The sequence below is a fragment of the Streptomyces sp. NPDC007095 genome, assembly GCF_040634475.1.
Taxonomy (GTDB): domain Bacteria; phylum Actinomycetota; class Actinomycetes; order Streptomycetales; family Streptomycetaceae; genus Streptomyces.
In genome coordinates this window covers 1-25,933 of sequence record NZ_JBEYFS010000068.1, presented here as the reverse complement: position 1 = coordinate 25,933, position 25,933 = coordinate 1, and the positions used below count along the sequence as shown (strand labels likewise).

Annotated in this window: 23 protein-coding genes; 6 read left to right on the top strand and 17 right to left on the bottom strand. The window is 71.1% G+C overall.

Going from position 1 to position 25,933, the window contains the following annotated elements; translation table 11 throughout:
* The first annotated feature begins 50 nt into the window (after window positions 1–50).
* On the top strand, window positions 51–593 hold the full coding sequence (locus ABZ656_RS23525; protein WP_101400551.1) for a PPA1309 family protein: 543 nt from the start codon (window positions 51–53) through the stop codon (window positions 591–593).
* Between the two features lie 93 nt (window positions 594–686).
* Here ABZ656_RS23525 and ABZ656_RS23520 read toward each other — a convergent pair whose 3' ends face one another.
* The 4 genes from ABZ656_RS23520 to ABZ656_RS23505 all read right to left on the bottom strand — a co-directional run bounded on the left by ABZ656_RS23520 (window position 687) and on the right by ABZ656_RS23505 (window position 4,535).
* Window positions 687–1,784: a PDZ domain-containing protein gene (locus ABZ656_RS23520; RefSeq protein ID WP_101400550.1), complete on the bottom strand. Its 1,098-nt coding sequence runs from the start codon at window positions 1,782–1,784 to the stop codon at window positions 687–689.
* An 84-nt stretch (window positions 1,785–1,868) separates the two neighbouring features.
* A complete protein-coding gene (locus tag ABZ656_RS23515; RefSeq protein ID WP_101400549.1) occupies window positions 1,869–2,075 on the bottom strand; it encodes a hypothetical protein in 207 nt (68 codons plus the stop codon).
* A gap of 150 nt (window positions 2,076–2,225) precedes the next feature.
* A complete protein-coding gene (locus ABZ656_RS23510) occupies window positions 2,226–2,687 on the bottom strand; it encodes a molybdenum cofactor biosynthesis protein MoaE (protein WP_101400548.1) in 462 nt (153 codons plus the stop codon).
* Between the two features lie 732 nt (window positions 2,688–3,419).
* A complete protein-coding gene (locus ABZ656_RS23505) occupies window positions 3,420–4,535 on the bottom strand; it encodes an SDR family oxidoreductase (RefSeq protein ID WP_079065022.1) in 1,116 nt (371 codons plus the stop codon).
* 191 nt (window positions 4,536–4,726) lie between these two features.
* Here ABZ656_RS23505 and ABZ656_RS23500 point away from each other — a divergent pair, with 191 nt between their 5' ends.
* Window positions 4,727–6,157 (top strand): zinc-dependent metalloprotease, encoded by a 1,431-nt coding sequence (locus ABZ656_RS23500; protein WP_101400547.1) that lies wholly within the window; start codon window positions 4,727–4,729, stop codon window positions 6,155–6,157.
* Complete coding sequence (locus tag ABZ656_RS23495; RefSeq protein ID WP_360270263.1) at window positions 6,154–6,681, top strand: NUDIX hydrolase; 528 nt, start codon at window positions 6,154–6,156, stop codon at window positions 6,679–6,681. The genes ABZ656_RS23500 and ABZ656_RS23495 overlap by 4 nt, the downstream gene beginning before the upstream one ends.
* A 66-nt stretch (window positions 6,682–6,747) precedes the next feature.
* Here ABZ656_RS23495 and ABZ656_RS23490 read toward each other — a convergent pair whose 3' ends face one another.
* The 4 genes from ABZ656_RS23490 to ABZ656_RS23475 form a co-directional block, all read right to left on the bottom strand.
* Window positions 6,748–7,503 carry an AIM24 family protein gene (locus tag ABZ656_RS23490; protein WP_360270261.1) on the bottom strand — a complete coding sequence of 252 codons (756 nt, stop codon included), beginning with the start codon at window positions 7,501–7,503 and terminating at the stop codon, window positions 6,748–6,750.
* A 16-nt stretch (window positions 7,504–7,519) separates the two neighbouring features.
* Entirely contained in the window at window positions 7,520–8,200 is a 681-nt protein-coding gene (locus tag ABZ656_RS23485) for an AIM24 family protein (protein ID WP_054228171.1), read from the bottom strand.
* Between the two features lie 11 nt (window positions 8,201–8,211).
* Window positions 8,212–9,885, bottom strand: a complete 1,674-nt coding sequence (locus ABZ656_RS23480; RefSeq protein WP_360270259.1) for a TerD family protein — start codon at window positions 9,883–9,885, stop codon at window positions 8,212–8,214.
* 135 nt (window positions 9,886–10,020) lie between these two features.
* Complete coding sequence (locus ABZ656_RS23475) at window positions 10,021–10,617, bottom strand: M48 family metallopeptidase (RefSeq protein WP_101400543.1); 597 nt, start codon at window positions 10,615–10,617, stop codon at window positions 10,021–10,023.
* A 217-nt stretch (window positions 10,618–10,834) separates the two neighbouring features.
* On the opposite strand from ABZ656_RS23475, the gene ABZ656_RS23470 reads away from it, so the two are divergent.
* Entirely contained in the window at window positions 10,835–12,016 is a 1,182-nt protein-coding gene (locus ABZ656_RS23470) for a TOMM precursor leader peptide-binding protein (RefSeq protein ID WP_101400542.1), read from the top strand.
* A complete protein-coding gene (locus ABZ656_RS23465; RefSeq protein ID WP_360270256.1) occupies window positions 12,009–13,403 on the top strand; it encodes an AarF/ABC1/UbiB kinase family protein in 1,395 nt (464 codons plus the stop codon). Before ABZ656_RS23470 ends, ABZ656_RS23465 begins: the two co-directional genes overlap by 8 nt.
* Before the next feature lie 136 nt (window positions 13,404–13,539).
* Here the strand turns inward: ABZ656_RS23465 and ABZ656_RS23460 are convergent, their stop codons facing one another.
* The 5 genes from ABZ656_RS23460 to ABZ656_RS23440 all read right to left on the bottom strand — a co-directional run bounded on the left by ABZ656_RS23460 (window position 13,540) and on the right by ABZ656_RS23440 (window position 17,430).
* The gene (locus ABZ656_RS23460) at window positions 13,540–13,725 is read right to left on the bottom strand and encodes a hypothetical protein (RefSeq protein ID WP_060901343.1); all 186 of its coding nucleotides are present in this window, start codon (window positions 13,723–13,725) and stop codon (window positions 13,540–13,542) included.
* Between the two features lie 157 nt (window positions 13,726–13,882).
* Entirely contained in the window at window positions 13,883–14,206 is a 324-nt protein-coding gene (locus ABZ656_RS23455; protein ID WP_101400540.1) for a hypothetical protein, read from the bottom strand.
* Entirely contained in the window at window positions 14,203–14,571 is a 369-nt protein-coding gene (locus tag ABZ656_RS23450) for a WhiB family transcriptional regulator (RefSeq protein ID WP_054228178.1), read from the bottom strand. The genes ABZ656_RS23455 and ABZ656_RS23450 overlap by 4 nt, the downstream gene beginning before the upstream one ends.
* A 175-nt stretch (window positions 14,572–14,746) precedes the next feature.
* Window positions 14,747–15,070, bottom strand: coding sequence for a hypothetical protein (locus tag ABZ656_RS23445; RefSeq protein ID WP_168510998.1), 324 nt, complete (start codon window positions 15,068–15,070; stop codon window positions 14,747–14,749).
* Between the two features lie 164 nt (window positions 15,071–15,234).
* Window positions 15,235–17,430, bottom strand: coding sequence for an ATP-dependent DNA helicase UvrD2 (locus tag ABZ656_RS23440; protein ID WP_101400538.1), 2,196 nt, complete (start codon window positions 17,428–17,430; stop codon window positions 15,235–15,237).
* Window positions 17,431–17,656: 226 nt separating this feature from the next.
* Here ABZ656_RS23440 and ABZ656_RS23435 point away from each other — a divergent pair, with 226 nt between their 5' ends.
* Entirely contained in the window at window positions 17,657–17,899 is a 243-nt protein-coding gene (locus ABZ656_RS23435; RefSeq protein WP_054228181.1) for a mycoredoxin, read from the top strand.
* Between the two features lie 129 nt (window positions 17,900–18,028).
* Here the strand turns inward: ABZ656_RS23435 and nudC are convergent, their stop codons facing one another.
* The 4 genes from nudC to ABZ656_RS23415 form a co-directional block, all read right to left on the bottom strand.
* On the bottom strand, window positions 18,029–18,979 hold the full coding sequence (nudC, locus tag ABZ656_RS23430; RefSeq protein WP_180362056.1) for an NAD(+) diphosphatase: 951 nt from the start codon (window positions 18,977–18,979) through the stop codon (window positions 18,029–18,031).
* Window positions 18,980–19,098: 119 nt separating this feature from the next.
* Window positions 19,099–20,511 (bottom strand): dipeptidase, encoded by a 1,413-nt coding sequence (locus ABZ656_RS23425; protein WP_101400537.1) that lies wholly within the window; start codon window positions 20,509–20,511, stop codon window positions 19,099–19,101.
* 10 nt (window positions 20,512–20,521) lie between these two features.
* Window positions 20,522–24,127 (bottom strand): UvrD-helicase domain-containing protein, encoded by a 3,606-nt coding sequence (locus tag ABZ656_RS23420; protein WP_360270252.1) that lies wholly within the window; start codon window positions 24,125–24,127, stop codon window positions 20,522–20,524.
* A 123-nt stretch (window positions 24,128–24,250) separates the two neighbouring features.
* Window positions 24,251–25,933: PD-(D/E)XK nuclease family protein (locus ABZ656_RS23415; RefSeq protein WP_360270250.1), on the bottom strand; the 1,683-nt coding region annotated here is incomplete at its 5' end.

Below are 25,933 nucleotides of genomic sequence, written 5' to 3'. Positions count from 1 at the left end.
CGCTTTACTCGGTTCCCGGATCCGGGTACGAACGAGGCAGGATTGTGACCATGTCCAACACTCCCATGGCAGCGAGCCCGCTCACCCGGGCCGTACTCGAGATCGACGAGTACGCCTCCGGCCTCGGCTGGGACCAGCCCGCTCGCCTCTTCGCCCTCGTAGACACCGCGCGACTGCGGACCCAGGAACCCGGCCTCGCGGCCCAGCTCGGCCTGCAGGACGAGCCCGAGACCACCGGTCTCACCCCCATCGAGCAGGACGAGATCCCTGCCGACAAGCCGCTGGACGAGTTCCTCGGCACCATCGCCTGGCCCGACGCCGTGGTCGGCTGCGCGCTCACCGTGGAGCGGCTGATGCTGCCGCCGTCCGCGGAGGCCTCCGTCCCGGAGGGCCTGAGCGACAAGAAACTCGCGAAGTGGGTGGCCGAGCATCCGGACCGCCAGGAGGTCCGGATGACGGTCGGCGTCCTGCGCGACGGCACCCGCGACTCGGCACTGCGTCTGCGCGAGAAGGACGCGCCGACCGAGGTCCTCACGGGCGCGGGCCTGGTGCCGGGTCTGGCGGAGGCGCTGTCTGCGACGTTCGCGGACTGACGTCCTGGTGTACGTGGATGGGGGCGCCCCCGGACTTCCGGGGGCGCCCCCATCACGCCGTACGACCCCCGTGTGCCGCCGCCGGTCGGTCCCTCAGCCCTTGGTGGTGCACTTCGGCAGGTCGGCGGTCTTGCCGGAGCTGATGTCCTTCAGGGCGTTCATGGCGTCGTCGATGGTGTTGACCTTGACGAGGGTGAGCCCGTCGGGGGTGTCCTTGGCGGCGGACGCGCAGTTGTCCTTGGGCGTCAGGAAGTACTGGGCGCCCTTCTCGCGCGCTCCGATCGTCTTCAGCTCGATGCCGCCGATCGGGCCGACGGTTCCGCTGTCGTCGATGGTGCCGGTGCCGGCCACGAACTTGCCGCCGGTGAGGTCGCCCGGGGTCAGCTTGTCCACGATGCCCAGCGCGAACATCAGCCCGGCGCTCGGACCGCCGACGTCGGCGAGCTTGATGTCGATGCTGAACGGGAACGTGTGATCGGTCCCGGCCGAGATGCCGACGATGGCGCGGGACGCGCCGCTGTCGCTGGACTTCGCCGTGGTGATGGTCACGTCCGTGGTCACGGTGGCCGTCCTGCCCGCCTTCTCGGCGGCGGCCTGCTCCTTGGCGGGCACCACCGTGAAGACGACCTTCTCGCCGGGCTTGTGCTTGGTGACCAGCTTGGCGACGTCGCCGGGCGCCTTGACGGCCGTACCGTCGACGCTCTTGATCACGTCACCGGCGTGCAGCCGCCCCTCGGCCGGGGAGCCCTTGACGACGGTCGACACGATCACCCAGGACTTCACCGGGATGCCCAGCTCCTTCAGAGCGGCCACCTTGGCGCTCTCCTGGGACTGGCTGAACTCCTCGGCGTTCTCCTGCGTCGACTGCTGCTCGGTCTTGCCGTCCGGGTAGAGCGTGTCGTGCGGCACGACCTTGTTGTCATGCGCGAGCCACCCGTAAACGGCCTCTACAAGGTTCATGTTGTAGTCGGCGCTGGTGACCCGGACCGTGGTCATGTTCAGGTGCCCGGTGGCCGGGTACGTCTTGCGTCCGGAGATCTGCAGCACCGGCTCGCCGTCGTGCTCGCCCAGCGTGTTCACCGTCGGCCCCGGTGACATCTCCGAGTACGGCACTTTGATGAACACTCCCGCGCACAGGAGCGCGATCAGGATCAGGGTGGAGGCGAGCATCGTCGCGGTGCGGCGTGGCATGCCACGACAGTACGGGACGGTGCTGTCAGCGCACTGTCGGGGCCGTCCGTACGGGACCCGGGCGGCGCTGGCGGAGCCCCGGCCTCAGACCGCGTCGGATTGCGGCTTCTCCCCGCCACCGGGCCGCACCATGACTGCCTCGGAGCGCTCCATGGCCGCGCGGAAGCGCGCGTACCCCTCGAGCTCGACGCCGTCTCCCGCCGTCTTGCGGTTCCGGCTGGCCCAACTGCCCCACAGTCCGGCACCGATCGCGGCCAAAAGCGGAATCAGCAACCAGGCGAGCGACGCCATGCCGACCTCCCAACCCCACAAGCGACCGCAACTGACTGATCAGCAGATTAACCATCTGCCTTGTTAACGCTCATACCAGGGGGTCGGTTACGCAACCGGAGCAAGGGTGAGAACTCGGTGAGGCCGGACTCACACGTCCGGCCGATTCCCTCAACAGGCTCCGACCCACTCCTCCGTGCCGTCGGAGAACTTCTGGTGCTTCCAGATGGGCACCTCGTGCTTGAGGTCGTCGATCAGCTTGCGACACGCCTCGAAGGCCTCACCGCGGTGCGGACACGACACGGCGACGATCACCGCGAGATCGCCGACGGCCAGGTCACCGACCCGGTGCACGGCGGCCAGCGCCCGCACCGGATACTCGGCGACCACCTTCTCGGCGATCCGCCGCATCTCGGCTTCCGCGCTGGGATGACACGAATATCCGAGCCCCTCGACGTCGGCACCCCCGTCGTGATTGCGCACGGTCCCCACGAAGAGCGCGGTCCCCCCGGCGGCGTCGTCTCCGACGGCCCGGAAGACCTCGTCCAAGGAGAGCGGCTCGTCCCGAATCGCCAACAGCCGAATCGGATCCTGCGCGCCCAACTCACCGGGATGCTCAAAGGTAGGTGCCATAGCCCCATCGTGCCGCACCCCACAGCACCCACGAAATACACCTTTCACCCCGCACACGCGCGTGACCTTTTGGAGCCTCCTACAGAGACCAAGCCCACACCCCAGCCCGTCCAGCGCTTGAGGACGAGGCCGTTCAGTCCGCTTCCCTGGAGCGGGAGGAGCCCCGCGGTTCAGTCCGTCCGCTACCGGGGGTGGGCGGAGCCCCGCGGGGAGCGGGGGCACGGACCCGCCGAGACGCAGGGGCGGAGCCCTGCGGGGGGTTCAGGGGCGCAGCCCTGCCGCGGGTTCAGGAGCACGGCCCCGCCGGAGGTTCAGGAGCACGGCCCCGCCGGAGGTTCAGGGCCGCAGCCCGCCGGGGCGCAGGGGCGCAGCCCTGCCCGGGGTTCAGGGGCGCAGCCCTGCCGGGGTTCAGGAGCGCAGCCCTGCCGGGGTTCAGGAGCACGGCCCCGCCGGAGGTTCAGGGCCGCCGCCCGCCGGGGCGCAGGGGCGCAGGGGCGCAGGGGCGCAGCCCGCCAGGGTCCAGAGGCGCACCTCCGCCGGAGTCCAGGAGCTCAGCCCCGCCAGGGTTCAGGAGCTCAGCCCCGCCAGGGCGCAGGGGCGCAGCCCCGCCAGGGTTCAGGAGCTCAGCCCCGCCAGGGCGCAGGGGCGCAGCCCCGCCGGGGATGGGACGGGTAGGGGCGGCGGGGGCGAAACACCGGCCCCCAGCCACGGCGCACCCGCACACCCCCGGACTCAGATCCGTCGCCGAGCCTTCCGAGCCCGCCGAACCAACGCGGCCGTACCCAGAAGAGCGACCGTCGCCCCCGCGGCCCCCGCCGCCGTCGCGTCCTTCCGCCCCAGCCGCCGCCCGGCCACGGTGTGCCGCCCGGCAACCTCCTCCAGCAGCTCCGCGAGAACCTCCTCGTTGGTCCACTGCGGCCGCCACCCGGCGTCATGCATCCGGCTCCCACTCACCACCCAGGGATACATCGTGTACGCCAGATCCCCGGCGGGCGAAGGAGTGAGCCCGATCCGGTGAAGTCTCGCGGCAGCCCCCAGCGCGACGGCGGACGGCAACTCCATCCGCCGAATCCCACTGAGCTCCTCGACCTCCTCCTGCTCCAGCCACCCGTCGCACCCGACGGCCAGCTCCCCCTCCACCTTCTCCAGGACTGCGTACTCCAGAGCACTGCACAGATCCTCGACGTGGCAGAACTGCCAGGCAGGCCGTGACCCCGCCACCACAAGGAGTCGAGGAGACTCGAAGTACCTGGTCAGCGCGGTGTCGGTACCACCACCGACCAGGACCCCAGGCCGTACGACGGTGACATTGAGCCCTGGATGCGCGCGCGGCGCCCGCCGGGCGAGCCGCTCGATCTCCAGCAGGTCCCCGACCCCAGTGGCCTCGGCGGTCGCCCGCAGTTCGGCGTCTTCGGAGAGGGGCAGTTCGTTGTCGGGCAGCGCCCCGTAGACCATCGCGGACGTGCACAGCACGACCCGGTGCACCCCGGCCGCAGCGGCGGCCGTCAGCACGGTCTGCGTCCCCCGGACGTTGTACGCCGTGCGCGCCGCCGCGTCCGTCTCCAGGTCGAGGTCGAGCGCGAGATGCACCACGACGTCCGCGCCGCGCAGCTTCTCGGCGATCGCGGGGTCCCGGACGTCGAGGATCTGCCACTGGGCGCCCTCGCACTCGCCGCGACGCTCGTCGATGGCGATGACCTGCTTGATCTCCTCGCTGGCGGCAAGCCGCTCGGTCAGCATCGCGCCCACGCCGGACGCGGCGCCGGTGACCGCGACGACGGGTCCGCGCAAGGGCGGGCTGGTTGAGTGGTTTCGCGCTGCGCGAACCTGTGGATCTGGGGAACTCACCGGGCGTCTCCAGCGGTTGTCTTCAGTAACGGACGCGCGTGACGCGTCCGTACCAGGTGGCATCCATCCTGCCGCAGGCCAAGAGTCGGCGAAGCACCGAGGCCCGATCGGGTTCGGGTGTCTACGCTGGGTGGTGTTGTCGGGCAGTCGCCGTCGGAATGAACCGGCGGCCTTACCAGCCGAGGAATCCCGTGAGTGACACCCCATTCGGATTCGGCCTTCCGCCGGAGGAGCCGGAGAACGGCGACGAGGGCAAGAAGAAGGACCAGCAGAGCGGCGGTGGACAGGGACCGTTCGGTTTCGGGCCGCCCGGAGCCGGCGGCCCCGGCGCCGACAATCCGCTCGCAGCGATGTTCGGTTCCATGAACCCCAACGACCTGGGGGCCGCGTTCCAGCAGTTGGGCCAGATGCTCTCGTACGAGGGCGGTCCGGTGAATTGGGACATGGCCAAGCAGATCGCCCGCCAGACGGTCTCCCAGGGCACTTCTGACGGCACCAAGGACGCGAGCGTCGGTCCCGCCGAGCGCACCGCGGTTCAGGATGCCGTACGCCTGGCCGACCTGTGGCTGGACGACGCGACGTCCCTGCCGTCCGGCGCCGCTTCCGCCGTGGCCTGGAGCCGCGCGGAGTGGGTCGAGGCGACCCTGCCGGTGTGGAAGGAACTCGTCGACCCGGTCGCCGAGCGGGTCGGCGCGGCCATGGGTGATGTCCTGCCCGAGGAGATGCAGGCCATGGCGGGCCCGCTCATCGGCATGATGCGCTCCATGGGCGGCGCCATGTTCGGTACGCAGATCGGGCAGGCCGTCGGCGTGCTCGCGGGTGAGGTCGTCGGTTCCACCGACATCGGCCTGCCGCTCGGCCCGGCCGGCAAGGCCGCGCTGCTGCCGCTGAACATCGCGTCGTTCGGCAAGGACCTGGGCATCCCCCTGGAGGAGGTGCGGCTCTACCTCGCCCTGCGCGAGGCCGCCCACCAGCGTCTCTTCTCGCACGTGCCGTGGCTGCGCTCGCACCTGTTCGGCGCGGTCGAGGGCTACGCGCGCGGGATCAAGGTCGACACGGCCAAGCTGGAGGACGTGGTCGGCCAGCTCGACCCGCAGAACCCCGAGCAGCTGCAGGACGCTCTCCAGCAGGGTATGTTCCAGCCGGAGGACACGCCGGAGCAGAAGGCCGCGCTGGCCCGTCTGGAAACGGCGCTCGCGCTCGTCGAGGGCTGGGTGGACGCGGTCGTGCACGCGGCCGCGAAACCGCGTCTTTCCTCCGCGGACGCGCTGCGCGAGACGCTGCGCCGGCGCCGTGCCACGGGCGGTCCCGCCGAGCAGACGTTCGCCACGCTGATCGGCCTGGAGCTGCGCCCGCGCCGGCTGCGGGACGCCTCTCGCCTGTGGGCCTCGCTCACCGACGCGCGTGGTGTCGACGGCCGCGACGGCCTGTGGGCACACCCGGACATGCTGCCGACCGCGTCCGACCTCGACGACCCGGACGGCTTCGTGCACCGTGAGCAGCTGGACTTCTCCGAGCTTGACAAGATGCTCGGCGAGGCGGCGGGCGGCTCCGCCGAGAAGCCGAACCTGAAGAAGGACGACGCTCCCAAGGACGACGACAAGGGCGACGGCACCGAGTGACCCTTCACGACGACGCCGTCCTCGTACTGAAGCAGTACGAAGACCAGGAAGAACTGCGCCAGGTCTATCTGAACCATCTGTCCGAGCACCCCGACGGCATGTGGAAGGCCTGCACGGCGGGACACGTCACGGCTAGCGCCCTGGTCATCGACCCGGTCGGCGGCCGCGTCCTGCTGACGCTGCACCGCAAGCTACAGATGTGGCTGCAGATGGGCGGCCACTGCGAGCCGGGTGATCAGACGCTGGCGGCGGCCGCGCTGCGCGAGGCGACCGAGGAGTCGGGCATCGAGGGTCTGATCCTGCTGCCGGGCGGCCCGGTGACCCTGGACCGGCACGCCATCCCGGCGCCGTGCAACTGGCACCTGGACGTCCAGTACGCCGCGCTCGCTCCGGCCGAGGCCGTGGCGGCGATCAGCGACGAGTCCCTGGACCTGCGCTGGTTCCCCTACGAGGAGGTCGCGGACGTGGCGGACGCCTCGGTCGTACGGCTTCTGGAAGCGACCCGCGCACGATGCTCGGCCTGAGGCACGTGTAAGGGGCGACCGCCCGGGCGGTCGCCCCTTACGTTTGCTTCCCGGACCGTCACCCGGTCAGCTCCAGACGTTGCCCTGGTTCTGCGCCCGGGCCCCCTGCTGCCCCATGCCGTACTGGGCGCGCAGCCCCTGGCCGATCACCGCGTTCTGCGGCGGCAGCAGCTCGCTGGGCTGAACGAGCGCGAAGCCCTGGCCCAGGAAGCTGAGCTCCCAGCCCTCACCGGTGTTGCCACGCCGCCGCCACACCCCGGAGGAGTGCGTCTGGGCCTGCATCTGGACACGCAGGCCGGTGGACCAGGCGACGATCGCGTCGGCGTCACAGTTGACGTACTTGTCGGGCGTGACCTGCATCATCAGCGGCACACCCGAGGTCATCAGGGCGACCTTGCCACGGCCGGTGATGTTGAGCTGGTACTTGCCGGACCCGGAGATGCCGTACTGGCTGTCCACGGCGATGACCTCGTGGTGCAGCGAGGAGTCCATCGCCAGGACGTAGCTGCTGTCGACGGTCAGCCCGTCCTGCTCCACGTCGACCACGTGCACGTGCTGGGCGAGATTGGCCAGATAGACCGTCCCCTGCCCGTGGCACCGCATCAGGTCGAGGCCTTCACCGGTGTACGCACGTGCGCGGTGCTGGCTGTTGTTCTGGTACTCGGCGTCGAACTCCACGAGGCCCTGGTACGCGACCATGGTGCCCTTGCGGGCCAGGATGTCGTCGTGCCCCTCCATGACGACTCGCAGCATCTGCGAGTTCTGGAGGCTGTAGCGCTCCTGGGTCTGCTGCTCGTTGTAGCCGAAAAGCGGGCTCTGCATGATGTGGTGCTCCCCCTCAGCCCCGGATCCGGAGGCGGTCGGTGCTGTCCTCGCTGGGCTGGACGACGACGATGCCCTGTCCGGAGAACGCCATCTGGTAGGCCTCGCCGCTGCCGCGTCCGATCAGCGACTGCGCCTTGAAGCTGCGCTTGCCCTTCACCTTGAGGTTCGGGGACCAGGCGACGAGCGCGTCCGGGTCGACGTACGTCTCGTCCTCACCGCCGCCACAGTCGACCACGATCGGTTTGCCGCGCGAGGTCAGCGCGACCCAGCCCTGACCGGAGATCTTGGTGTTCCACAGGCCCTGTCCGGCGAACTTGGCGAGCCCCTTCACCCGCTCGACGCCCCACTGGAGATGGGCGTCGAAGGCGAGCAGGTTGGTGGCGTTGACGGAGATCGCGTCCCCGTTGAGGTTGATGACGACGACGTTCGCCCCGTAGTCGGCCAGGTAGAGCAGGCCGTCGCCGGTGCACTTCATGAGGGGCGCGCCCTCACCGGTCATCCAGTCCCGCGCGATCTGGCGTACGGCGGGCGGGTTGGGCTCGTACTGGACGAACCCTTCGTAGGCGACCATCGAGCCCACGCGCGCGAAGAGGTCGTTTCCGGTCTGCATGGCGACCTTCAGCATGTGGTTGCCGTGGTTCTCCATGCGGGCGGTGACCGGTGCCGGGGCGAAGCCCGCGAGTGGCTGGTTCATGACGGGCTCCCTCAGACCTCGTACGGCTGAACGACGATGAAATTGCCGGGCGCGCCGCGGAACTGGAGGTTCACGCTCTCCCCGGTGTCGCCGGGGTAGGCGTTGCGGCGCATCCGCACCTGGCTGGAGACGATCACCTGGGAGGCCGCGGACCAGGCGACCACGGCGTTGCAGTCGGCGAAGGTCGTCGGCGTCACGGGCAGCACGACGGGAGCACCGTGCGTCTTCACGACGATCGTTCCGGTCCCCTGGAACTGCATGGTGAACAGCGCGCCTCCGGGGATGCCGTGCCCCTCGATACGCCGGACCTCGTACTGGAGGGACTCGTCGAAGGCGAGCACGCTCTCCGCGGAGACACAGATCGCGTCGCCCTGGAGTTCGATGGGATGCACGTGGGTGGCGTTCTCGGCGAGGAACACCTGCCCCTGGCCGGTACAGCGCATGAGCTGCATCTCCTGGCCGGTCGCGTTGCCCACGATCCGCCCGGCGAAGCCGGCGCCCTTGTAGCTGAAGTCGACCTTGCCCTGGTAGAGCACCATGCTGCCCTGGCGGGCCAGCACGGGCTGGCCGCCGATGCCGAGGTCGACGCGGATCAGCTTCTTGTTCTGCTGGGTCCACCGCTGACCGGTGGGCGTCTCCTTGTAGGCCCCCAGCGCGGCGGCCACACCGGCACCGCCCTGCGGGGCGCCCTGGGGAACACCGTAGGGGGACGGCGCGCCGGGCTGACCCGGCGCCTGGCCCGGAACCTGCCCGTACGGCGGCTGCTGGCCGTAGCCCGGAGGCGCCGTCGGAGCCTGCTGCCCGTAACCGGGCGGCGCGGGCGGTGCCTGCTGCCCGTAACCGGGCGGCAGGGGAGCGGTCTGACCGGGAGGCTGCTGTCCGTAGCCCGGCGGCGGACCGGGCGGACCGGGCGGCTGGATGTGCGGAGCGGGGCCCGGCGGCGGCACGGTGCCGCCCGGCGGGGTGTGCAGCGGGGCGATGATGGTCGGCGCGGCGTGCACCGAGGGCGCGGCGGGCTGCTGCGCGAACCCCTGCGCGGCGGGCTGCGGCGCGGGAACCGGGGCCGGCGCGCCGAACGCGGGGGGTGCGGTGGCCTGGACGGGCGGCGCGAAGGACGGTGCGGCAGTCGCCTGCGGCTCCTGCGCGGCGGGCTGCTCGTCGGCGACCTCACCACCGAAGTTCTTGAGCAGCGCCTCGAGGCCGCCGTCGAAGCCCTGCCCCACGGCGGCGAACCGCCAGACGTCCTTCAGGTAGAAGTCGCCCAGCATCACGGCACGCTCGGTGGAGAACTCCGCGCCACTGAACGAGTACCGGGCCACCTCCTCGCCGCCCGCGACAACACGGAGGTATCCGGGGGCGATCTGCGACATCTGCCCGGCGCCGTCGATCGTCGCCGTGAACGACAGCTTCTGGATCTGCGCCGGGATCCGGTCGAGTGTGACGCGGAAGGACTCCGTGTCGCCCGACTGGGTGCCGAGGAGTTGGATGGATTCTTCGGGGGTCTTCGGCTGGTTGAAGAAGACGAAGTACCGGTCGTCCGAAAGCCTTTCGTCGGCGTCCAGACCGAAGCAGCTGATGTCGAAGGTCAGTCCGGGACCGGTGATCTGCACACCTACGTACAGATCCGTGCCCGCGGTGAGGTCACTGATCCTGGCCTTGTGGCCGCGTTGGAATTCCCTGGCCATGCGTAACGACCGTCCCCCATCCCGAGTGCGATTGCGTCGCGTCAGGCTAACGGGAAACTCTGGGAGTGAACGCCGCCGGTACAGACCCGGTACACAATCGCCCCCCGGCGAGGACGGTCCGCCGCCGCCCGCCCGCTACTCGTCGCTCGCCACGGGCAGATGGGGCAGCCGTTCGGCCGCGACCACCCCTTCGAGATAGCCGCGGGCGCGTTCCGTACGCGGATACGCCTCCAGCAGCCGCCAGAAGCGGGGTCCGTGACCGGGCACCAGAAGGTGCGCGAGTTCGTGGACGAGGACGTAGTCGACCACGTACTCGGGCATGCCCTGGAGGCGGTGCGAAAGACGGATACTGCCCTCGGCCGGGGTACAGGAACCCCAGCGCGTGTTCTGATTGGTGACCCAGCGGACCGAGGCGGGGCGGGCCCGGCCGTCGAAGTACTGCTCCGACAGCCGCGCGGCGCGTTCGGTCAGCTCGGTGTCGCCGAGCACCCGTTTGCTTTCCTGGGCGGCCAGCTTGTCGAGCATGACGGTGACCCAGCGCTGTTCCTCCGCCTCGGACATACGGGCGGGGATGAGCACGACGGTGCGATCGCCCTCGCGGTACGCGGAGACCGTTCTGCGCCGGCGCGCGCTCCTGCGAACCTCGATCGCGCTCGCCCCCGAGCCGCTTGGCGGCAGGCTCGTCGTGCTGCGCTGTGGCTTTCCGGCGCGGTGCAGTGGGTCGGCGGGCACGCCCCGACGTTACCCGCTGCACATGGGGGAAGTCCCGTCCCCTGGACGGTTCAATGCCGATCCGCACCCCGTGCGCTTGATTTATACGACGAACACCACCGCCTGTGGACAACTTTCGGCACGGTTCGGCCGGGCCGGGCATGCTGGCATTCGATCGGCGGGCCCGGGACGGACCGCGCCGACACACGGGGATGCTCTACGGGTACGGGGGTCGGTCATGCATCCGATGGTGAAGCCCGCGCTGCGGCGCGGCTGGCGGGATCTCAACACCGTGCAGTTCGGAATGGCGCCCGCGCACGCGATGGTGCTGGGACCGGTGGACACGGCGACAGGCAGCTTTCTCGACCTTCTCAACGGAACACGCGGGCTGCCGCTCCTTCGCGACCTGGGACGCGCGATGGGCCTGCCCGCCGGTCATGTCGACGCACTTGTGGAGCGGCTGGCCCGCTCCGGTCTGCTGGACGACACGACGGGCGGCGGCCGGGCCGCGGACGCCCTGCGCGAGAAGAAGGCGGTCCTGGACCGGCTCCGCCCCGACCTCGCGTCCCTGTCCCTCGTCGCCCGCGCGCCGGGCGACGCCATGAAGCAGCTGGCCGCCCGCCGCTCCCTGCGCGTGCAGGTGCGGGGCGCCGGCCGAGTGGGAGTCGTCCTGGCCTCCCTCCTGGCCGGCGCGGGTGTCGGCCAGGTCGAGGTGCGCGACGTCGGCAGCGTCGAACCCTGGGACGTGGCACCGGGCGGGCTGCCCCCGGCGTCCGTCGGCGAGCGCCGGGAGGAAGCCGCCCGGCGCGCGGTGCGCCGAGCGGCACCGGATCGACCACCCCGGCCCGCCGCCGAAGGAGAGGAGCTCGGTTTCTCCCTGGTGATCCTCGCGCCCAGGGACGGCCTGGCGGTGCACGCCCCCGATCCCGCCGTCGCCGAGCCCCTGATCACCTCCGGCACACCCCATCTGTACGCGGGAGTCGTGGAGGGAACAGGTGTCGTCGGCCCCCTGGTGCTGCCTGGCGACACCGGCTGCGCGGGCTGCCTGGACCAGCAACGCATCGACCGGGACCCGACCTGGCCACGCCTGATCGCCCAGTGGCGCTCCGGCGCCTCGCACCAGGTCCCGGCGTGCGACCTCGCTCTGGCGACCGGCGTCGCCGGACTCGCGGCAGGACACGCCCTCGCCTACCTCGACGGACGGCTGCCCTCCAGCGCCGGGGCACGCTGGGAGTCCTCCGTTCCGGGCTTCGACTGGCACGCGAAGCCGGTGTGGTCGCATCCCGAATGCCCGTGCGGCGCAGCGGAGAAAAGTAAGAAGGGGGAGCGCGCCGCCGAGGACGGGCACCCGCACGAGACAATGGCGGGGCAACAGCCGCACGCGGCACGGCTGTCTGGGACTTGGAGGGCGCATGTCTGATCTTCCCCGGAAGGCGGTCACCCGTACTGCCAAACTCGCCGCACTACCGCTCGGCTTCGCCGGGCGAGCGACCTGGGGGCTGGGCAAGAGGATCGGCGGGAAGTCCGCGGAGATCGTCGGCCGCGAGCTGCAGCAGCGCACGGCGGAGCAGCTCTTCAAGGTTCTCGGCGAGCTGAAGGGGGGTGCCATGAAGTTCGGGCAGGCGCTGTCCGTCTTCGAGTCGGCGCTGCCCGAGGAGGTCGCGGGACCCTATCGCGCGGCGCTGACGAAGCTCCAGGAAGCGGCGCCGCCGATGCCGACGCGCACGGTGCACTCCGTTCTGCGGGAGCGCCTCGGCGAGGACTGGTCCGAGCTGTTCCAGAAGTTCGAGGACAAGCCGTCCGCGGCGGCCTCGATCGGCCAGGTGCACCGGGCGGTGTGGCACGACGGACGCGAGGTCGCCGTCAAGGTGCAGTACCCGGGGGCGGGTGAGGCCCTGCTGTCCGATCTGACCCAGCTCAGCCGATTCGCCAGGCTCCTGGGTCCCCTGATCCCCGGCATGGACATCAAGCCGCTCATCTCGGAGCTGCGCGACCGGGTGTCCGAGGAGCTCGACTACGCGCTGGAGGCAGAGGCCCAGGAGACGCATGCCACGGAGTTCGCGGGTGATCCGGACGTGCTCGTCCCGGCGGTGGTCCACCAGTGCGACCAGGTCCTGGTGACCGAGTGGATCGACGGGATACCGCTGTCGGAGGTGATCGCCGAGGGCACCCAGGAGCAGCGGGACCGTGCGGGCCAGCTGTTGGCCCGGTTCCTCTTCTCGGGCCCCGCCCGCACCGGACTGCTGCACGCCGATCCGCATCCGGGCAACTTCCGCCTCCTGCCGGACGAGAAGAGCGGCTGGCGGCTGGGCGTCCTGGACTTCGGCACCGTCGACCGTCTTCCCGGCGGTCTGCCCTCGACGATCGGCTACTCCCTCCGGATGACTCTCGCGGACGAAGCCGAAGCGGTCTACGAGCTGCTGTGTGAGGAGGGCTTCGTCAAGGAGTCCATAGAGCTCGAACCCGGCGCGGTCCTGGACTATCTCCTGCCGATCATCGAACCGGCCCAGGCCGACGAGTTCACGTTCACCCGCGGCTGGATGCGCAGTCAGGCCGCGCGCATCGCCGACCCCCGCTCCCCCGCACACCAGTTGGGCAGGCTCCTCAACCTGCCACCGTCGTATCTCCTGATACACCGTGTGACCCTGAGCACCATCGGAGTCCTGTGCCAGCTGGGCGCGACGGTCCGGCTGCGCGACGAACTGGAGGAGTGGCTGCCGGGTTTCGTACCGGGAGAGGACCCGACGCAGGAGCTGCTGGACACGGAGGAGCTGCTGGACGAGGAGGGATCAGCGGCCGAAGCATGACTCGGGCAGCCTTCGCCCTCCGGGGCCGGGCCGGGCCGGGCGGGCCGGGCCGGGCCGGGCCGGGCGGGCCGGGCCGGGCCGGGCGGGCCGGGCCGGGCCGGGCGGGCCGGGCCGGGCCGGGCCGGGCCGGGCGGGCCTACCACCAGGCCGAGTCCAGCCGTCCCTCGATCGCCCTGAGGTTGCTGCGGGCACAGTTGTCGCAGAAGTAGTGGCGGGTGCCGTTCTCCATGGAGCAGGTCCACGTCAGTGGCGGACCATCGGCCGGGGTGCCGCAGCGGGCACACACGATGTGCCGGGCCTCGGCCGTGTCGGGCCGCGGCATGGAGCCGGTGCTGTCACTGTCCCCGGGAAGACTCGTCACTCGGCGACGATAACGCCGTGGTCGGCGGATCGCCCGGCACAACGCACCGCGGGGGCCGGTCCGTTCGGACCGGCCCCCGCGAGGAGTTGCTTACTGATACTGCCGCGACTGCTTTCGGCTAGTGCATGACCGCCATGGCCAGCGCGCGCCGGGCGCGCATGGAGGCGCGCTCGGCTCGACGCTGCATCCGGCGGGCGGAGGCCAGGCGCACGGCCAGGCGTTCCCGCTCGGCCTCGTGCAGTCGCTCGTGCATATGCGCACGAGCCAGGGCTTCTGGGATGAGTTGCATCTCGCGGGTCCTGTTCTGACGCGAGTCGTTCGCGCCGGTGGTGGTGAAGTCTGGGATGGCGGAGCCTGCGGGCTCGCTGGCGGACGGCTTCATCGGGGCCTGTTTCTTGGGGTCGTGCGTCAGGGGGCGATCGATCGTTCCTACGGTGTTCATGCCGCAACCGGGTTCTTGCGCGGGCGGCCACGCGGCCGCTTGCGGGCCACGACAACACCCTGGACGAAGAGCTCGCCGCCCCAGACACCCCAGGGCTCGCGCCGCTCCTTGGCGCCGGCGAGGCAGGCCTCGATCAGCGGGCAGGTGCGGCAGAGGGACTTGGCGTACTCGACATCGGCCGGCGACTCGGCGAAGAAGACCTCCGGGTCGTAGGAGCGGCAGGGGACGGGTACGCCGAGGTTCTCGATGGCGTCGTCGAGCGCGGTGAGCGCAGTGAGCGGGATCAAGGTGGAGTCCTCCGTGAGGCCGGGCGGGGGGATCGTTTCGGAAGGCGGTACGGACGGGGCGTGCGCTTCGAGTTGCACGGTTGGTCTTCCTCGTCTGGTCGTGCCGGCCGGGTTGGCCGGTTGGCGGCTGGTACCGGGTTCTTTTCTTGTCCCGAGGCCCCTTCGCTCTGCCGTCCCCGGTCGGGGACAAACAGAAGGGCCGCGGATCCCGGGTGGGGTTCCGCGGCCCTGAAGGCGCCGACCTGATCGAAGATCAGGCTGGATCACTCCAGGGTTCAGGCCCACGGAAGGCCCACATCGTGTGGTGCTGCTTCGTCTGCTTCAGGGATCCGGCACCGGCTGCCGCAAAGGCATAGGCCTGGGCCTCTGCCACTACTGCCGCTTCCAGTGCCTTCATCGGTCGCTCATTGCGCTCACGGATGGGAAGAACCGCGAGAGACAGAGGGGAGGCCGGCCGGACGGCAGCGATGCCGGACAGACCGGTGCCCAGGTTCGAGACGCCGAGCAGGCACGTGGAGACGACCGAGCGATCGGTCATTTTGGCGGTGCTGATGGAGCTGGTGTTGATGCTGATCACTGGAATCGCCTCCTCTCGGCGTCTTGGGGGACTGGGGTGAGCCAGTCCGACGGCTATTAAGTACAGCACGGAACCAGGGCCTCGGAGAAGGCCGCTGCTGCCGTGGTTAAGAACCTATGGGGATTGCCGGGGCATGCGCAAACTATTTTTTCGACGAGTTTGCATCAGCCATCCTCGCCGCCCCCCACGCGCTCCTGACCAGCACAGATGGCCAGAACATCGGCCCCGAACCGGTTGAACTTGCGCACGCCGACCCCGGGGATCCGCGCCAACTCGCCCTCGTCGTCCGGTGCGGCCTCGGCGATCGCCATGAGTGTCTTGTCGGTGAAGACGCAGAACGCGGGCTGCCCACTGCGCTGCGCCTGTACCGCCCGCCACTCCCGCAGCCGCTCGTAGAGGCCTTCGTCCATGTCGGAGGGGCAGTCCTCACAACGCATCAGTTTCATCTCACCGGCGTCGGTCAGCGTGCGCCCGCAGACCCGGCAGCGGGCCGGGGTCCGGCTCGTCCGCCGTACGACCGTGCCTCCACTGCTTCCAATACCGCGCTCGATGCCTCCTGGACCACCGCCGGCGCTGCGGCCCGCGGTGGCGACGGAGCCGGGGCGCAGCCCGTCGAGGAAGCGGCTGGGCCGGCGGTTGGGCCTGCCGCCGGGTGAGCGGGACAGGGCCCAGGAGACGAGGAGGTGTTCTCTGGCGCGGGTGACTCCGACGTAGAGGAGGCGGCGTTCTTCCTCGATCTGCTCGTCGGTCTTTGCGTAGGTGATCGGCATCATGCCCTCCGCGACGCCGACCAGGAAGACGACGTCCCACTCCAGCCCCTTGGCGGAGTGCAGGGAGGCGAGGGTGACGCCCTGGACGGTCGGGGCGTGCTGGGCGCTCGCGCGCTCGTCGAGCTCGGCCACCAGGTCGCCGAGGGTGGCGCCCTGTTTGGCGGCGGCGAAGTCCTGGGCGAGATGGACGAGGGCGGCCAGTGATTCCCAGCGCTCTCTGACGGCGCCGGATCCGGCCGGGGGTTGGCTGGTCCAGCCCTCGCCGGAGAGCACCGCGCGGACCTGGGAGGGCAGGTCGACGGCGTCGTCGAGGAGGGAGTCGTTGGCACCGAAGCGGGCGGCCGCGCGCAGGGCGGCACCTGCTTTGCGCACCTCAGGGCGGTCGAAGAACCGCTCGGCGCCGCGCAGCTGGTAGGGCACTCCGGCGTCGGCGAGCGCCTGTTCGTAGATCTCGGACTGGGAGTTCGTGCGGAAGAGGATGGCGATCTCGCCCGCGGGGATGCCGGACGCGATGAGGTCGCGGATACGGCGGGCGGCGCCCTCGGCCTCGGCGGGTTCGTCCGTGTATTCGGCGTAGACGGGCTCGGGGCCCGGGGCGCGCTGGGAGATCAGTTCCAGACGGTGGTCGGCGGCCCGGCCGCGGGCCTGGGAGAGGAGGCCGTTGGCGAGGTGCACCACTTGGGGTGAGGAGCGGTAGTCGCGCACGAGCTTGACGACGGTGGCCCCGGGGTGGCGGGTGCGGAAGTCGAGCAGGTGGTCGGGAGTTGCACCGGTGAACGAATAGATCGTCTGGCTGGCGTCGCCGACGACGCAGAGGCTGTCGCGCTCGCCGAGCCACAGTTCCAGGAGTCGCTGCTGGAGGGGGCTGACGTCCTGGTACTCGTCGACCACGAAGTGCTGGTACTGGGAGCGGACTTGTTCGGCGATGTCGTGCCGGTCCTGGAGGATCCCGACGGTCAGCAGCAGGACGTCCTCGAAGTCGATGACGGCGCGGTCGCGCTTGAGGTCCTCGTACGTGGCGTAGAGCTGGGCGATCTCGGCCGGGTCGCGGGGCGAGAGACGGCCGGTCTTGGCCGCGGCGGCCGCGTACTCGGCGGGGATGGTCTGGGTGACCTTGGACCATTCGATCTCGGCCGTGACGTCGCGCAGCTCGCCCCGGTCGAGGCGGATGCGGCAGGCGGCTGCCGCGTCGGCGACGAGCTGGATCTTGCGGTCGATCAGCCGGGGCAGGCCGCCGCCGACCGCTTTCGGCCAGAAGTACTGGAGTTGGCGCAGTGCGGCGGAGTGGAAGGTGCGTGCCTGGACGCCACCGGCGCCGAGCTGGCGGAGCCGGCCGCGCATCTCGCCTGCGGCCCTGTTGGTGAAGGTGACGGCGAGCACACTGGAGGGCTGGAGGATCCCGGCACGCACCCCGTAGGCGATGCGGTGGGTGATCGCTCGTGTCTTGCCCGTGCCGGCGCCTGCCAGCACGCACACCGGACCGTGCAGGGCGGTGGCGACCTCACGCTGCTCGGGGTCGAGCCCGTCGAGCACCGCGTCGGCCGTGTCCGGTGCCTGCGGGAAGAGGGTGGAGTGCGTTGCTGCTGTCACCCCGCCATGCTGCCAGGTCGGCGGGGACGCACGAGCCGGTTGTCCACAGGGAGGCCCTTGCAGTCGTACTAATGCGGCAGGCGGTGGGCGTGCTCTTGCTCACGCGTCTGCCGCCAGGTGCCCTCGTGTACCGGGCCGGGGTACCCGGGCACGGGAATGGTGGCCCGCTCGCGTACGTTCCACCTCTGCGACGACGCACCCCCAGCAGCAAAGGAGCGCGAGAGACATGCCGGGCACTGTGACGATGTACAGCACCACGTGGTGCGGATACTGCACGCGACTGAAGGGCCAGATGGACCGCGCGGGCATCGCGTACAACGAGATCAACATCGAGCAGGACCCGGAGTCCGCGGCCTTCGTGGAGAAGGCGAATGGCGGGAACCAGACGGTTCCGACCGTTCTGTTCGCGGACGGCTCGACGCTCACCAACCCTTCGCTGGCGCAGGTCAAGCAGAAGATCGGCGCGTAAGCGGTTCACCATCGGTGCGCTCCCGGCGGTTGCCGCGGGCAGCTACAGGGGCGGTCCTTGAGTCTGACTCAAGGACCGCCCCTGTCGTGTGACTTGCGCCACTCGTGCGAGTGGTGTGGTGTGTGTCGGTCAGGCGGCAGCCGCCCCCGGGCGCGGCAGGGGCTTGCCGTACCAGAGTTCGATCAGGCGGGCGGCGATGGAAATGCCGAACGGAGGCAGTACCTCGCCGGACTCGAAGGCGGTGCGCAGGTCCTCGCGGGAGAACCAGCGGGCCTCGTGGATCTCCTCGCCGTCGACGTTGATCTCGGACGAGGTGGCGCGGGCCATGAAGCCGAGCATGAGGCTGGAGGGGAACGGCCAGGGCTGGCTGGCGACGTACTCGACCTCGCCGACCGTGACGCCCGCCTCCTCGAAGACCTCGCGGCGCACGGACTGCTCGATGGACTCGCCGGGTTCGACGAAGCCGGCGAGCGTGGAGAAGCGGCCCTCGGGCCAGTGCACCTGGCGGCCGAGCAGGATGCGGTCCTCGTCGTCCGTCACCGCCATGATCACTGCCGGGTCGGTGCGCGGGTAGTGCTCGGCGCCGCAGGCGGGGCAGCGTCGGATGTGTCCGGCCGCCGCGATCACGGTGCGCTCGCCGCAGCGTGAGCAGAAGCGGTGCAGCCGCTGCCAGTTCTCCAGAGCGACGGCGTGCACCATCAGGCCCGCGTCGCGGGGTGAGAGCAGGAGTCCCGCCTCGCGCAGGCCCGCCGGGCGGGCGGACTGGTCGATGCGGCCGGGCAGTGCGTCCTTCTGGAGTGCGAAATAGCTCACACCGTCGTCGTCCGTGCCGAGGAAGTAGCGGTGCGCTTCGGTGAGGGGGGCCTCGAAGGAGGGGGTCATGAGGAGCTCGGTGGTGCCGTCCGCCGTCTCGTCGATGAGCACCTGACCGCCGGAGACCACGAAGACGCGGGTGGTGGGGTGGCTCCAGGCCGCCGCGAGCCAGGCCTCGTCGAGCCGGTGGTGGGCGGCCCGGTCGATGCCACTCGGGGCTGTGAGCGAGATGGGACGGTCGGCGGTTCGGTCGGTCCAGGTGGTCACGGGTGCTTCCAACTCCCCCGGTGGAACGGTTGTTTCGGCGGGCGGTTCAGCAGGTCGGGTGCGAAGGGCGCTGTTCGAGGTGGGGACGGACTTTTCAGAAACGGTGGAGACGGGCTTTTTCAGTGTGCCTCGCGCCAGTTCTCGGCCAGGTCGCCCCACAGGTAGGCGCTGGTTTCGACGCCCTTCATGAGGAGGTCGAGTTCGACCTTCTCGTTGGGGGCGTGCCAGCCGTCGGAGGGGACGGAGATGCCCAGGAAGAGCACGGGGGCGCCGAGGACTTCCTGAAGGTCGGCCGCGGGTCCCGAGCCACCCTCGCGGGTGAAGCGGATCGGCTGTTCGAAGGCGCGACCCATGGCGCGTACGACGGACTGCAGGGCGGGGTGGTCCAGCGGTGTGAGACAGGGGCGGGTGGCGGCACCGAACGTGATCTCGTGCCGGATGCCGGCGGGCAGCCGGTCGGCGGCCCAGGCGCGGACCGCCTTCTCGATGTGGTCCGGGTCCTGGCCCGCCACCAGCCGGAACGAGAGTTTCACGGTGGCCGATGACGGGATGATCGTCTTGCTGCCGGGGCCTTGGTAGCCGCCGCCGATGCCGTTGACCTCGGCGGTGGGGCGGGCCCAGACGCGCTCCAGGGTGGTGTGTCCGGCCTCTCCGTAGGTGGCCGTCGACTTGGCCGTGCTCAGCCAGCGCTCCTCGTCGAAGGGCAGTTCGGCGAAGAGCTCACGCTCGCGTTCGGTGAGTTCGGTGATGCCGTCGTAGAAGCCGGGGACGGCCACGCGCGCGTGCTCGTCGTGGAGGGCCGCGACGAGGCGGGCGGCGGCGGTGGCCGGGTTGGGCACGGCGCCGCCGAAGGAGCCGGAGTGGATGTCCTGCTGCGGCCCGTACAGCTCGATCTCGCACTCGGCGAGGCCTCGCATGCCGGTGCACACGGTGGGAGTGTCCTCGGACCACATGCCGGTGTCGGAGACGATCACCGCGTCGGCGGCGAGCCGGTCGGCATGGCTCTCGACGAGGTCGCGGAAATGCGGGGAGCCGGACTCCTCCTCGCCCTCGATCAGGAGCTTGAGGTTCACGGCCGGTGCGCCGCGTCCGGTGGCGGCGAGGTGGGCGCGGACGCCGAGTGTGTGGAAGAACACTTGGCCCTTGTCGTCGGCGGCACCGCGCGCGTGGAGGCGGTTACCGCGGATCACCGGTTCGAAGGGGTCGGTGTCCCAGCCGTCCTCGCGGGCTGCGGGCTGCACGTCGTGGTGTCCGTAGACGAGAACCGTAGGGGCCCCGGGGTCCTCGGAGGGCCATTCGGCGAAGACGGCGGGGGCGCCCTCGGTCGCCCAGACCTCGGTGGTCGGGAAGCCGGTCTCCTGCAGCTTGGCGGCAAGCCAGTCGGCGCTGCGCGCCACGTCCGCGGCGTGGCCGGGCTGGGCCGACACCGAGGGGATGCGCAGCCACTCCGCGAGGTCGTCGAGGAAGGCCGTGCGGTGGTTCTGGATGTACGTGCGGACGGTGCTGACGGCGTTGTCAACGGGCTTGCTCATGCTCACGAGCCTATCCGCCCACGGAGGCGTGTTCGTCCGGCGGATCCCCGGCAGACGCTTCCCGTGGGTCCGCCGGGTCCTGTGTGAGCAGTCGTTCCAGTGCCGCACGGTCCGGGAGCTCGTCCGGGTGGACCACCTCACCGCTGCGGACGTACAGGAACGCGGCCTTGACGGACTCCAGGGGCACGCCCTGCTGTTCGGCCCAGGCGAGGCGGTACAGGGCGAGCTGGAGGGGGTCGGCGGTGCCGGTGCGACTGGTCTTCCAGTCGACGATCTCGTACGTCGTGCCGGCGCCGTCCTCCGCCCGGTAGACGGCGTCGATCCGGCCCCGTACGACGCGTCCCGCGATGGCGAGCTGGAACGGTGCCTCGACGCGGTGAGGGGTGCGGTGCGCGTAGGGAGTGCGCTCGAAGGCGTCCTTGAGCTCCTCCAGGTCGCGTTCGTCGGCGATCTCGGCGTCGCTGCCGGGCAGCTCCTCCGGTTCCAGCATCGGCAGCCGCAGTTCCTCGAAGCGGGACTCCAGCCAGGCGTGGAAGCGCGTTCCGCGGCGCGCGGCGGGCTGTGGGGGGCGTGGCATGGGGCGCGCGAGCTCCTGCGCGAAGCCGTCCGGGTCGGCGGCCAGGCGCATGAGCTGCGTCACGGTGAGCGAGGCCGGCAGGGGGACGTCGGTGACGCTCGCGCGGGCTCGCAGGAGCTCTCCGGTGAGGGCGTCGAGGTCGCGGTCCCAGGAGACGAGGGTGCGGGCCTCCTCCGGGGTGAGATGCGCGGGTTCCTCAGAGTGCGGTTCCTGAGAGTGCGGTTTCGCAGGGTGCGGTTTCGCAGGGTGCGGTTTCGCAGGGTGCGGGCCAGCCTCCGGAGCCGATGCCTGGTGCGGGACCGTCGGGCGGTCCTGCGGGGGTCGCGTCGGCCGGTTCTCGGGGCGGTCGGTCGACCAGGAGTCCCAGTCGGAGTCGTCCCCGCCGGGGAAGCCGTCGTCCCCGTAGACCACGTCGTCGTACGCGGGGTCGTCGTCCTCCGGCGGGGGTGGCCAGTCCGGATCGTCGTACGAGGTGGGGTCGTGGTCGGCCGCGTGCCCGGCTCCCTCCGCCCCGGGGTGGGGCTCTTCGTGGGACGCCACGCGCTCCAGGTGGGCGAGTACGGTCTCGGCGGCGGCGCGGCGGCGGGCCAGTGCCGCGTCGTCGAGCGGGAGCGGCCACGCGTGGTCGGCTGCCGCCTCGCGCAGGGCGGGGTTCTCCTCGTCCTCGGCGGGCTCCTCGGCCCAGACCTCGATCTCGCCGTGTCCGGCGGCGCAGTGCTCGTAGAGGGCGTGCAGGAAGTCCGAGGGGCCGCGCGGCTTCTTCTGGGAGGGGCCCCACCAGTGGCCGGAACCGAGCAGGAGCGAGCGGGGGCGGGTGAAGGTGACGTAGCCGAGGCGGAGCTCTTCGGTGTGCTGGTGGTCCTTCATGGCCTCGTGGAAGGCCTTGATGCCCTTGGCGTCCCAGGTGGCGATCTCGGGGAGCGTGTCGGCGTCGCCGCGCAGCTCGTGCGGCAGGACCTTGCCCTGGGCGGTCCACTTCTCGCGGCCCTGGCCGCTGGGAAAGGTGCCGGTGACGAGTCCGGGGACCGCGACGACGTCCCACTCCAGGCCCTTGGACTTGTGCGCGGTGAGCACCTTGACGGTGTTCTCGCCGCCGGGCAGGGCATTGTCGAGGCCCTTCTCGTACTGGGCGGCGGTGCGCAGGAAGCCGAGGAAGGCCAGCAGGGTGGCCTCGCCGTCGCCCGCGGCGAAGGACGCGGCGACGTCGAGGAAGTTCGACAGGGTCTCTCGGCGGCGGGCGGCCAGCGCGTGCGGGGACGCGGAGAGCTCGACCTCGAGGCCGGTGACGGCGAGCACCCGGTGCAGGACGTCCATCAGGGGGTCGGCGAGCGAGCGGCGCAGGTCGCGCAGCTCGGCGGCGAGCCGCGCGAACCGTACCCGCGCGTCCGGCGAGAAGGGCAGCCCGTCGTCGTCCCCTTCGGCCTCGATGGGCATCTCCAGGAACGTGTCGAGGGCGTCGGCGAGCGATATCACCTCGGCCGGGTCGACCCCCTCCACGGCCGCGGCGAGCCGACGGTCCATGTCCTCGTCGGCGCCCACACGCGCGTGGGACACGAGCAGGCGGGCGCGCCTCCCCAGGAGGGCGAGGTCGCGCGGGCCGATCCGCCAGCGGGGGCCGGTGAGCAGGCGGACCAGGGAGGCGTTCGCCCCGGGATCCTGAAGGACTTCGCAGACGGCGACGAGGTCGGCGACCTCAGGCAGGTGCAGCAGCCCGGAGAGGCCCACCACCTCGACCGGGATGTCCCGGGCGACGAGCGCGCCCTGGATCTCGGCGAAGTCGCCCGCCGTACGGCACAGCACGGCGATCTCGCCGGGTGCCTTTCCGGTGCGTACGAGGTGGGCGATCGAATCGGCGAGCCAGTCGATCTCCTCGGCGTGGGTACGCAGCAGCGCGCAGCGGACCTGGCCGTCGTGCTCGGCTCCTGGGGCCGGGCGGAGGGCTTCCACGCCCTCGTGCATGGCGCGCAGGGGCTCCGCGAGGCCGTTGGCGAGGTCGAGGAGGCGGCCGCCGCTCCGGCGGTTCTCGCTGAGCGCCTGGCGGGCCGCGGGGCGGCCGTCGGCGTGTGCGAAGTGTTCGGGGAAGTCGTCGAGGTTGGCGACGGAGGCTCCGCGCCAGCCGTAGATGGCCTGGCACGGGTCGCCGACCGCGGTCACTGGGTGGCCGGTGCCGCCGCCGAAGAGTCCGGCGAGCAGGATGCGCTGGGCCACCGAGGTGTCCTGGTACTCGTCCAGCAGCACCACCCGGAACTCGTCGCGGAGGATTTCCCCGACCTCGGGGCGGGTGCTGGCCAGGGTGGCCGAGAGGGCGATCTGGTCGCCGAAGTCGAGGAGGTCGCGCTCGCGCTTGGCCGACCGGTAGCGGCCCACCAGCTCGGTCAGTTCACGCCGGGCCGCGGCCGCCTCGGGGACCTTCCGCAGATCGGCGTTGGTGAGTTTGGCGCCCTCCAGGGAGCGCAGCAGCTCGGCGTCGTAGGCGCGCAGGTCCTCGGGCCGCACGAGGTGCTCGGCGAGTTCGGAGTCGAGTGTGAGGAGGTCGCCGACGAGGTCCGGGAAGGAGCGGGTCAGCGCCGGGTACGGTCCCGGGGCCTCGCGCAGTACGCGGGCGGCGAGCTGGTAGCGGGTGGCGTCGGCGAGCAGGCGGGAGGTCGGTTCGAGTCCGATGCGCAGGCCGTGGTCGGTCAGCAGGCGGCCCGCGAAGGCGTGGTAGGTGGAGATCACCGGCTCACCCGGCGGGTTGTCGGGGTCGATCACTTCCGGGTCGGTGACTCCGGCCTTGATCAGTGCCTTGCGGACGCGCTCGGCGAGTTCGCCCGCCGCCTTGTTGGTGAACGTGAGACCGAGGACCTGCTCGGGGGCGACCTGTCCGGTGCCGACGAGCCACACCACGCGTGCCGCCATCACCGTGGTCTTGCCCGATCCGGCTCCGGCCACGATCACCTGCGGGGCGGGCGGTGCGGTGATGCAGACCGTCTGCTCCGGGGTGAACGGGATGCCGAGGAGCTCCTTGAGCTGCTCGGGGTCGGTGATACGGGCGGGCATGTCGGAGAGGCTAGCGGCGCCCACTGACAGCGGAGGCCACATCGGCCGCCGGGACGGAAGAAGTGCTGGTCAACACGTGTGGTGCCGTATGTCACTCGCTGACGTGACGTCCTCTTGGGCCCCTCACTCGACCACGTGGCGCCCCTCGGGCCGAGCGCTGCACGATGCCCGGAAAGCGCAGTGTGTGCAGTGTTGTCCCGTGGTCGGGGAGAACCGTTCGTCGAGGACCTTCCCGGCGGCGGTGGCCAGCAGGTCGCCGACCCACTCGCCCTCCAGGGGTTCCTGGGCCTGCACCTTGGGGAGGGTCTCGCCGCCGTTCTTCTTGGCGGCACCCTGGCGCAGCTGGACGAGTTCCGCGCCGCCCGGCTCGGGGCGTACGCCGTCGAAGGTGTCGTCCACGGCCCCCTCACGGACGGCGAGCTGGTAGACGGCGAGCTGCGGGTGGTGCGCCACCTCCGCGGCGCTGGGCGCGTGTTTGCCGGTCTTGAAGTCGACCACGTAGGCGCGGCCCTCGGTGTCCGTCTCGACGCGGTCCATCGAGCCCCGGATGCGCACCTCGTAGTCGCCAGCCTCCAGGGTCACGTCGAAGTCGTGCTCACTGGCCACCGGCACACGTCCCGCACGGACGCCGTTGGAGTCGACGTGCCACTTCAGGAAGCGTTCGAGCGCCACGCGCGCGTGCTCCTTCTCCTGCGCGGACTTCCAGGGCGCGTCGAAGGCGAGCGCGTTCCACACGGAGTCCAGACGTTCCATGAGGACGGCGAGATCGGCGGGGGTGCGTCCGGAGGCGACCTCGTCGGCGAGAACGTGCACGACGTTGCCGAAGCCCTGAGCGGCGGTCGCGGGCGCGTCTGCCTTGACCTCGCGGCCCAGGAACCACTGCAGGGCGCAGGTGTTGGCGAGCTGGTCGAGGGCGCTTCCGGAGAGCACGACGGGCTGGTCGCGGTCGCGCAGCGGCACCTTGCTCTCGGTCGGCTCGTACATGCCCCACCAGCGGTAGGGGTGCGCCGATGGCACGAGGGGGCGGCCGTCCTCGTCGCCGAGGGCGGCGAGCTTGGCCAGGCGGTGGGCCGCGGCCTGCCGGAGGGCGTCCGAGACCCGCGGGTCGACCGTGGTGGCGCGCAGTTCGGCGACCAGGGCGGCGACGGACAGCGGGCGGCGGGGGCGGCCGGTGACGTCCCTGGGTTCGACGCCGAGTTCGGTGAGGAAGCGGGAGGGCTGGTCGCCGTCGTCGGCGGGGGCCTTCACGGCGGTGACGACCAGGCGTTCACGCGCGCGTGTGGCGGCCACGTAGAACAGACGGCGCTCTTCGGAGAGGAGCGCTCCGGGGGTGAGGGGTTCGGCGAGGCCGTCGCGTCCGATGCGGTCGGCCTCCAGCAGGGAGCCGCGACGGCGCAGGTCCGGCCACAGGCCCTCCTGGACCCCCGCGACGACGACGACGCGCCACTGAAGGCCCTTGGAGCGGTGTGCGGTCATCAGGCGCACGGCGGCGGGGCGCACCGCCCTGCGGGTGAGGGTGTCGGCGGCGATGTCCTGGGCCTCGATCTCCTCCAGGAAGTTGAGGGCACCGCGCCCGCCGGTGCGTTCCTCGGCGCGGGCCGCGGTCGCGAACAGCGCGCAGACGGCGTCGAGGTCGCGGTCGGCGTTGCGTCCGGCCGCACCACCGCGCCGGGCGGCCCGCTCCAGGCGCTGCGGCCACGGTGTTCCCTCCCAGAGGTCCCAGAGCGCCTCCTCGGCCGTCCCGCCGCCCGCCAGGCGCTCCCGCGCCTTGCGCAGCAGCGCGCCGAGGCGCTGAGCTCCCCGGGC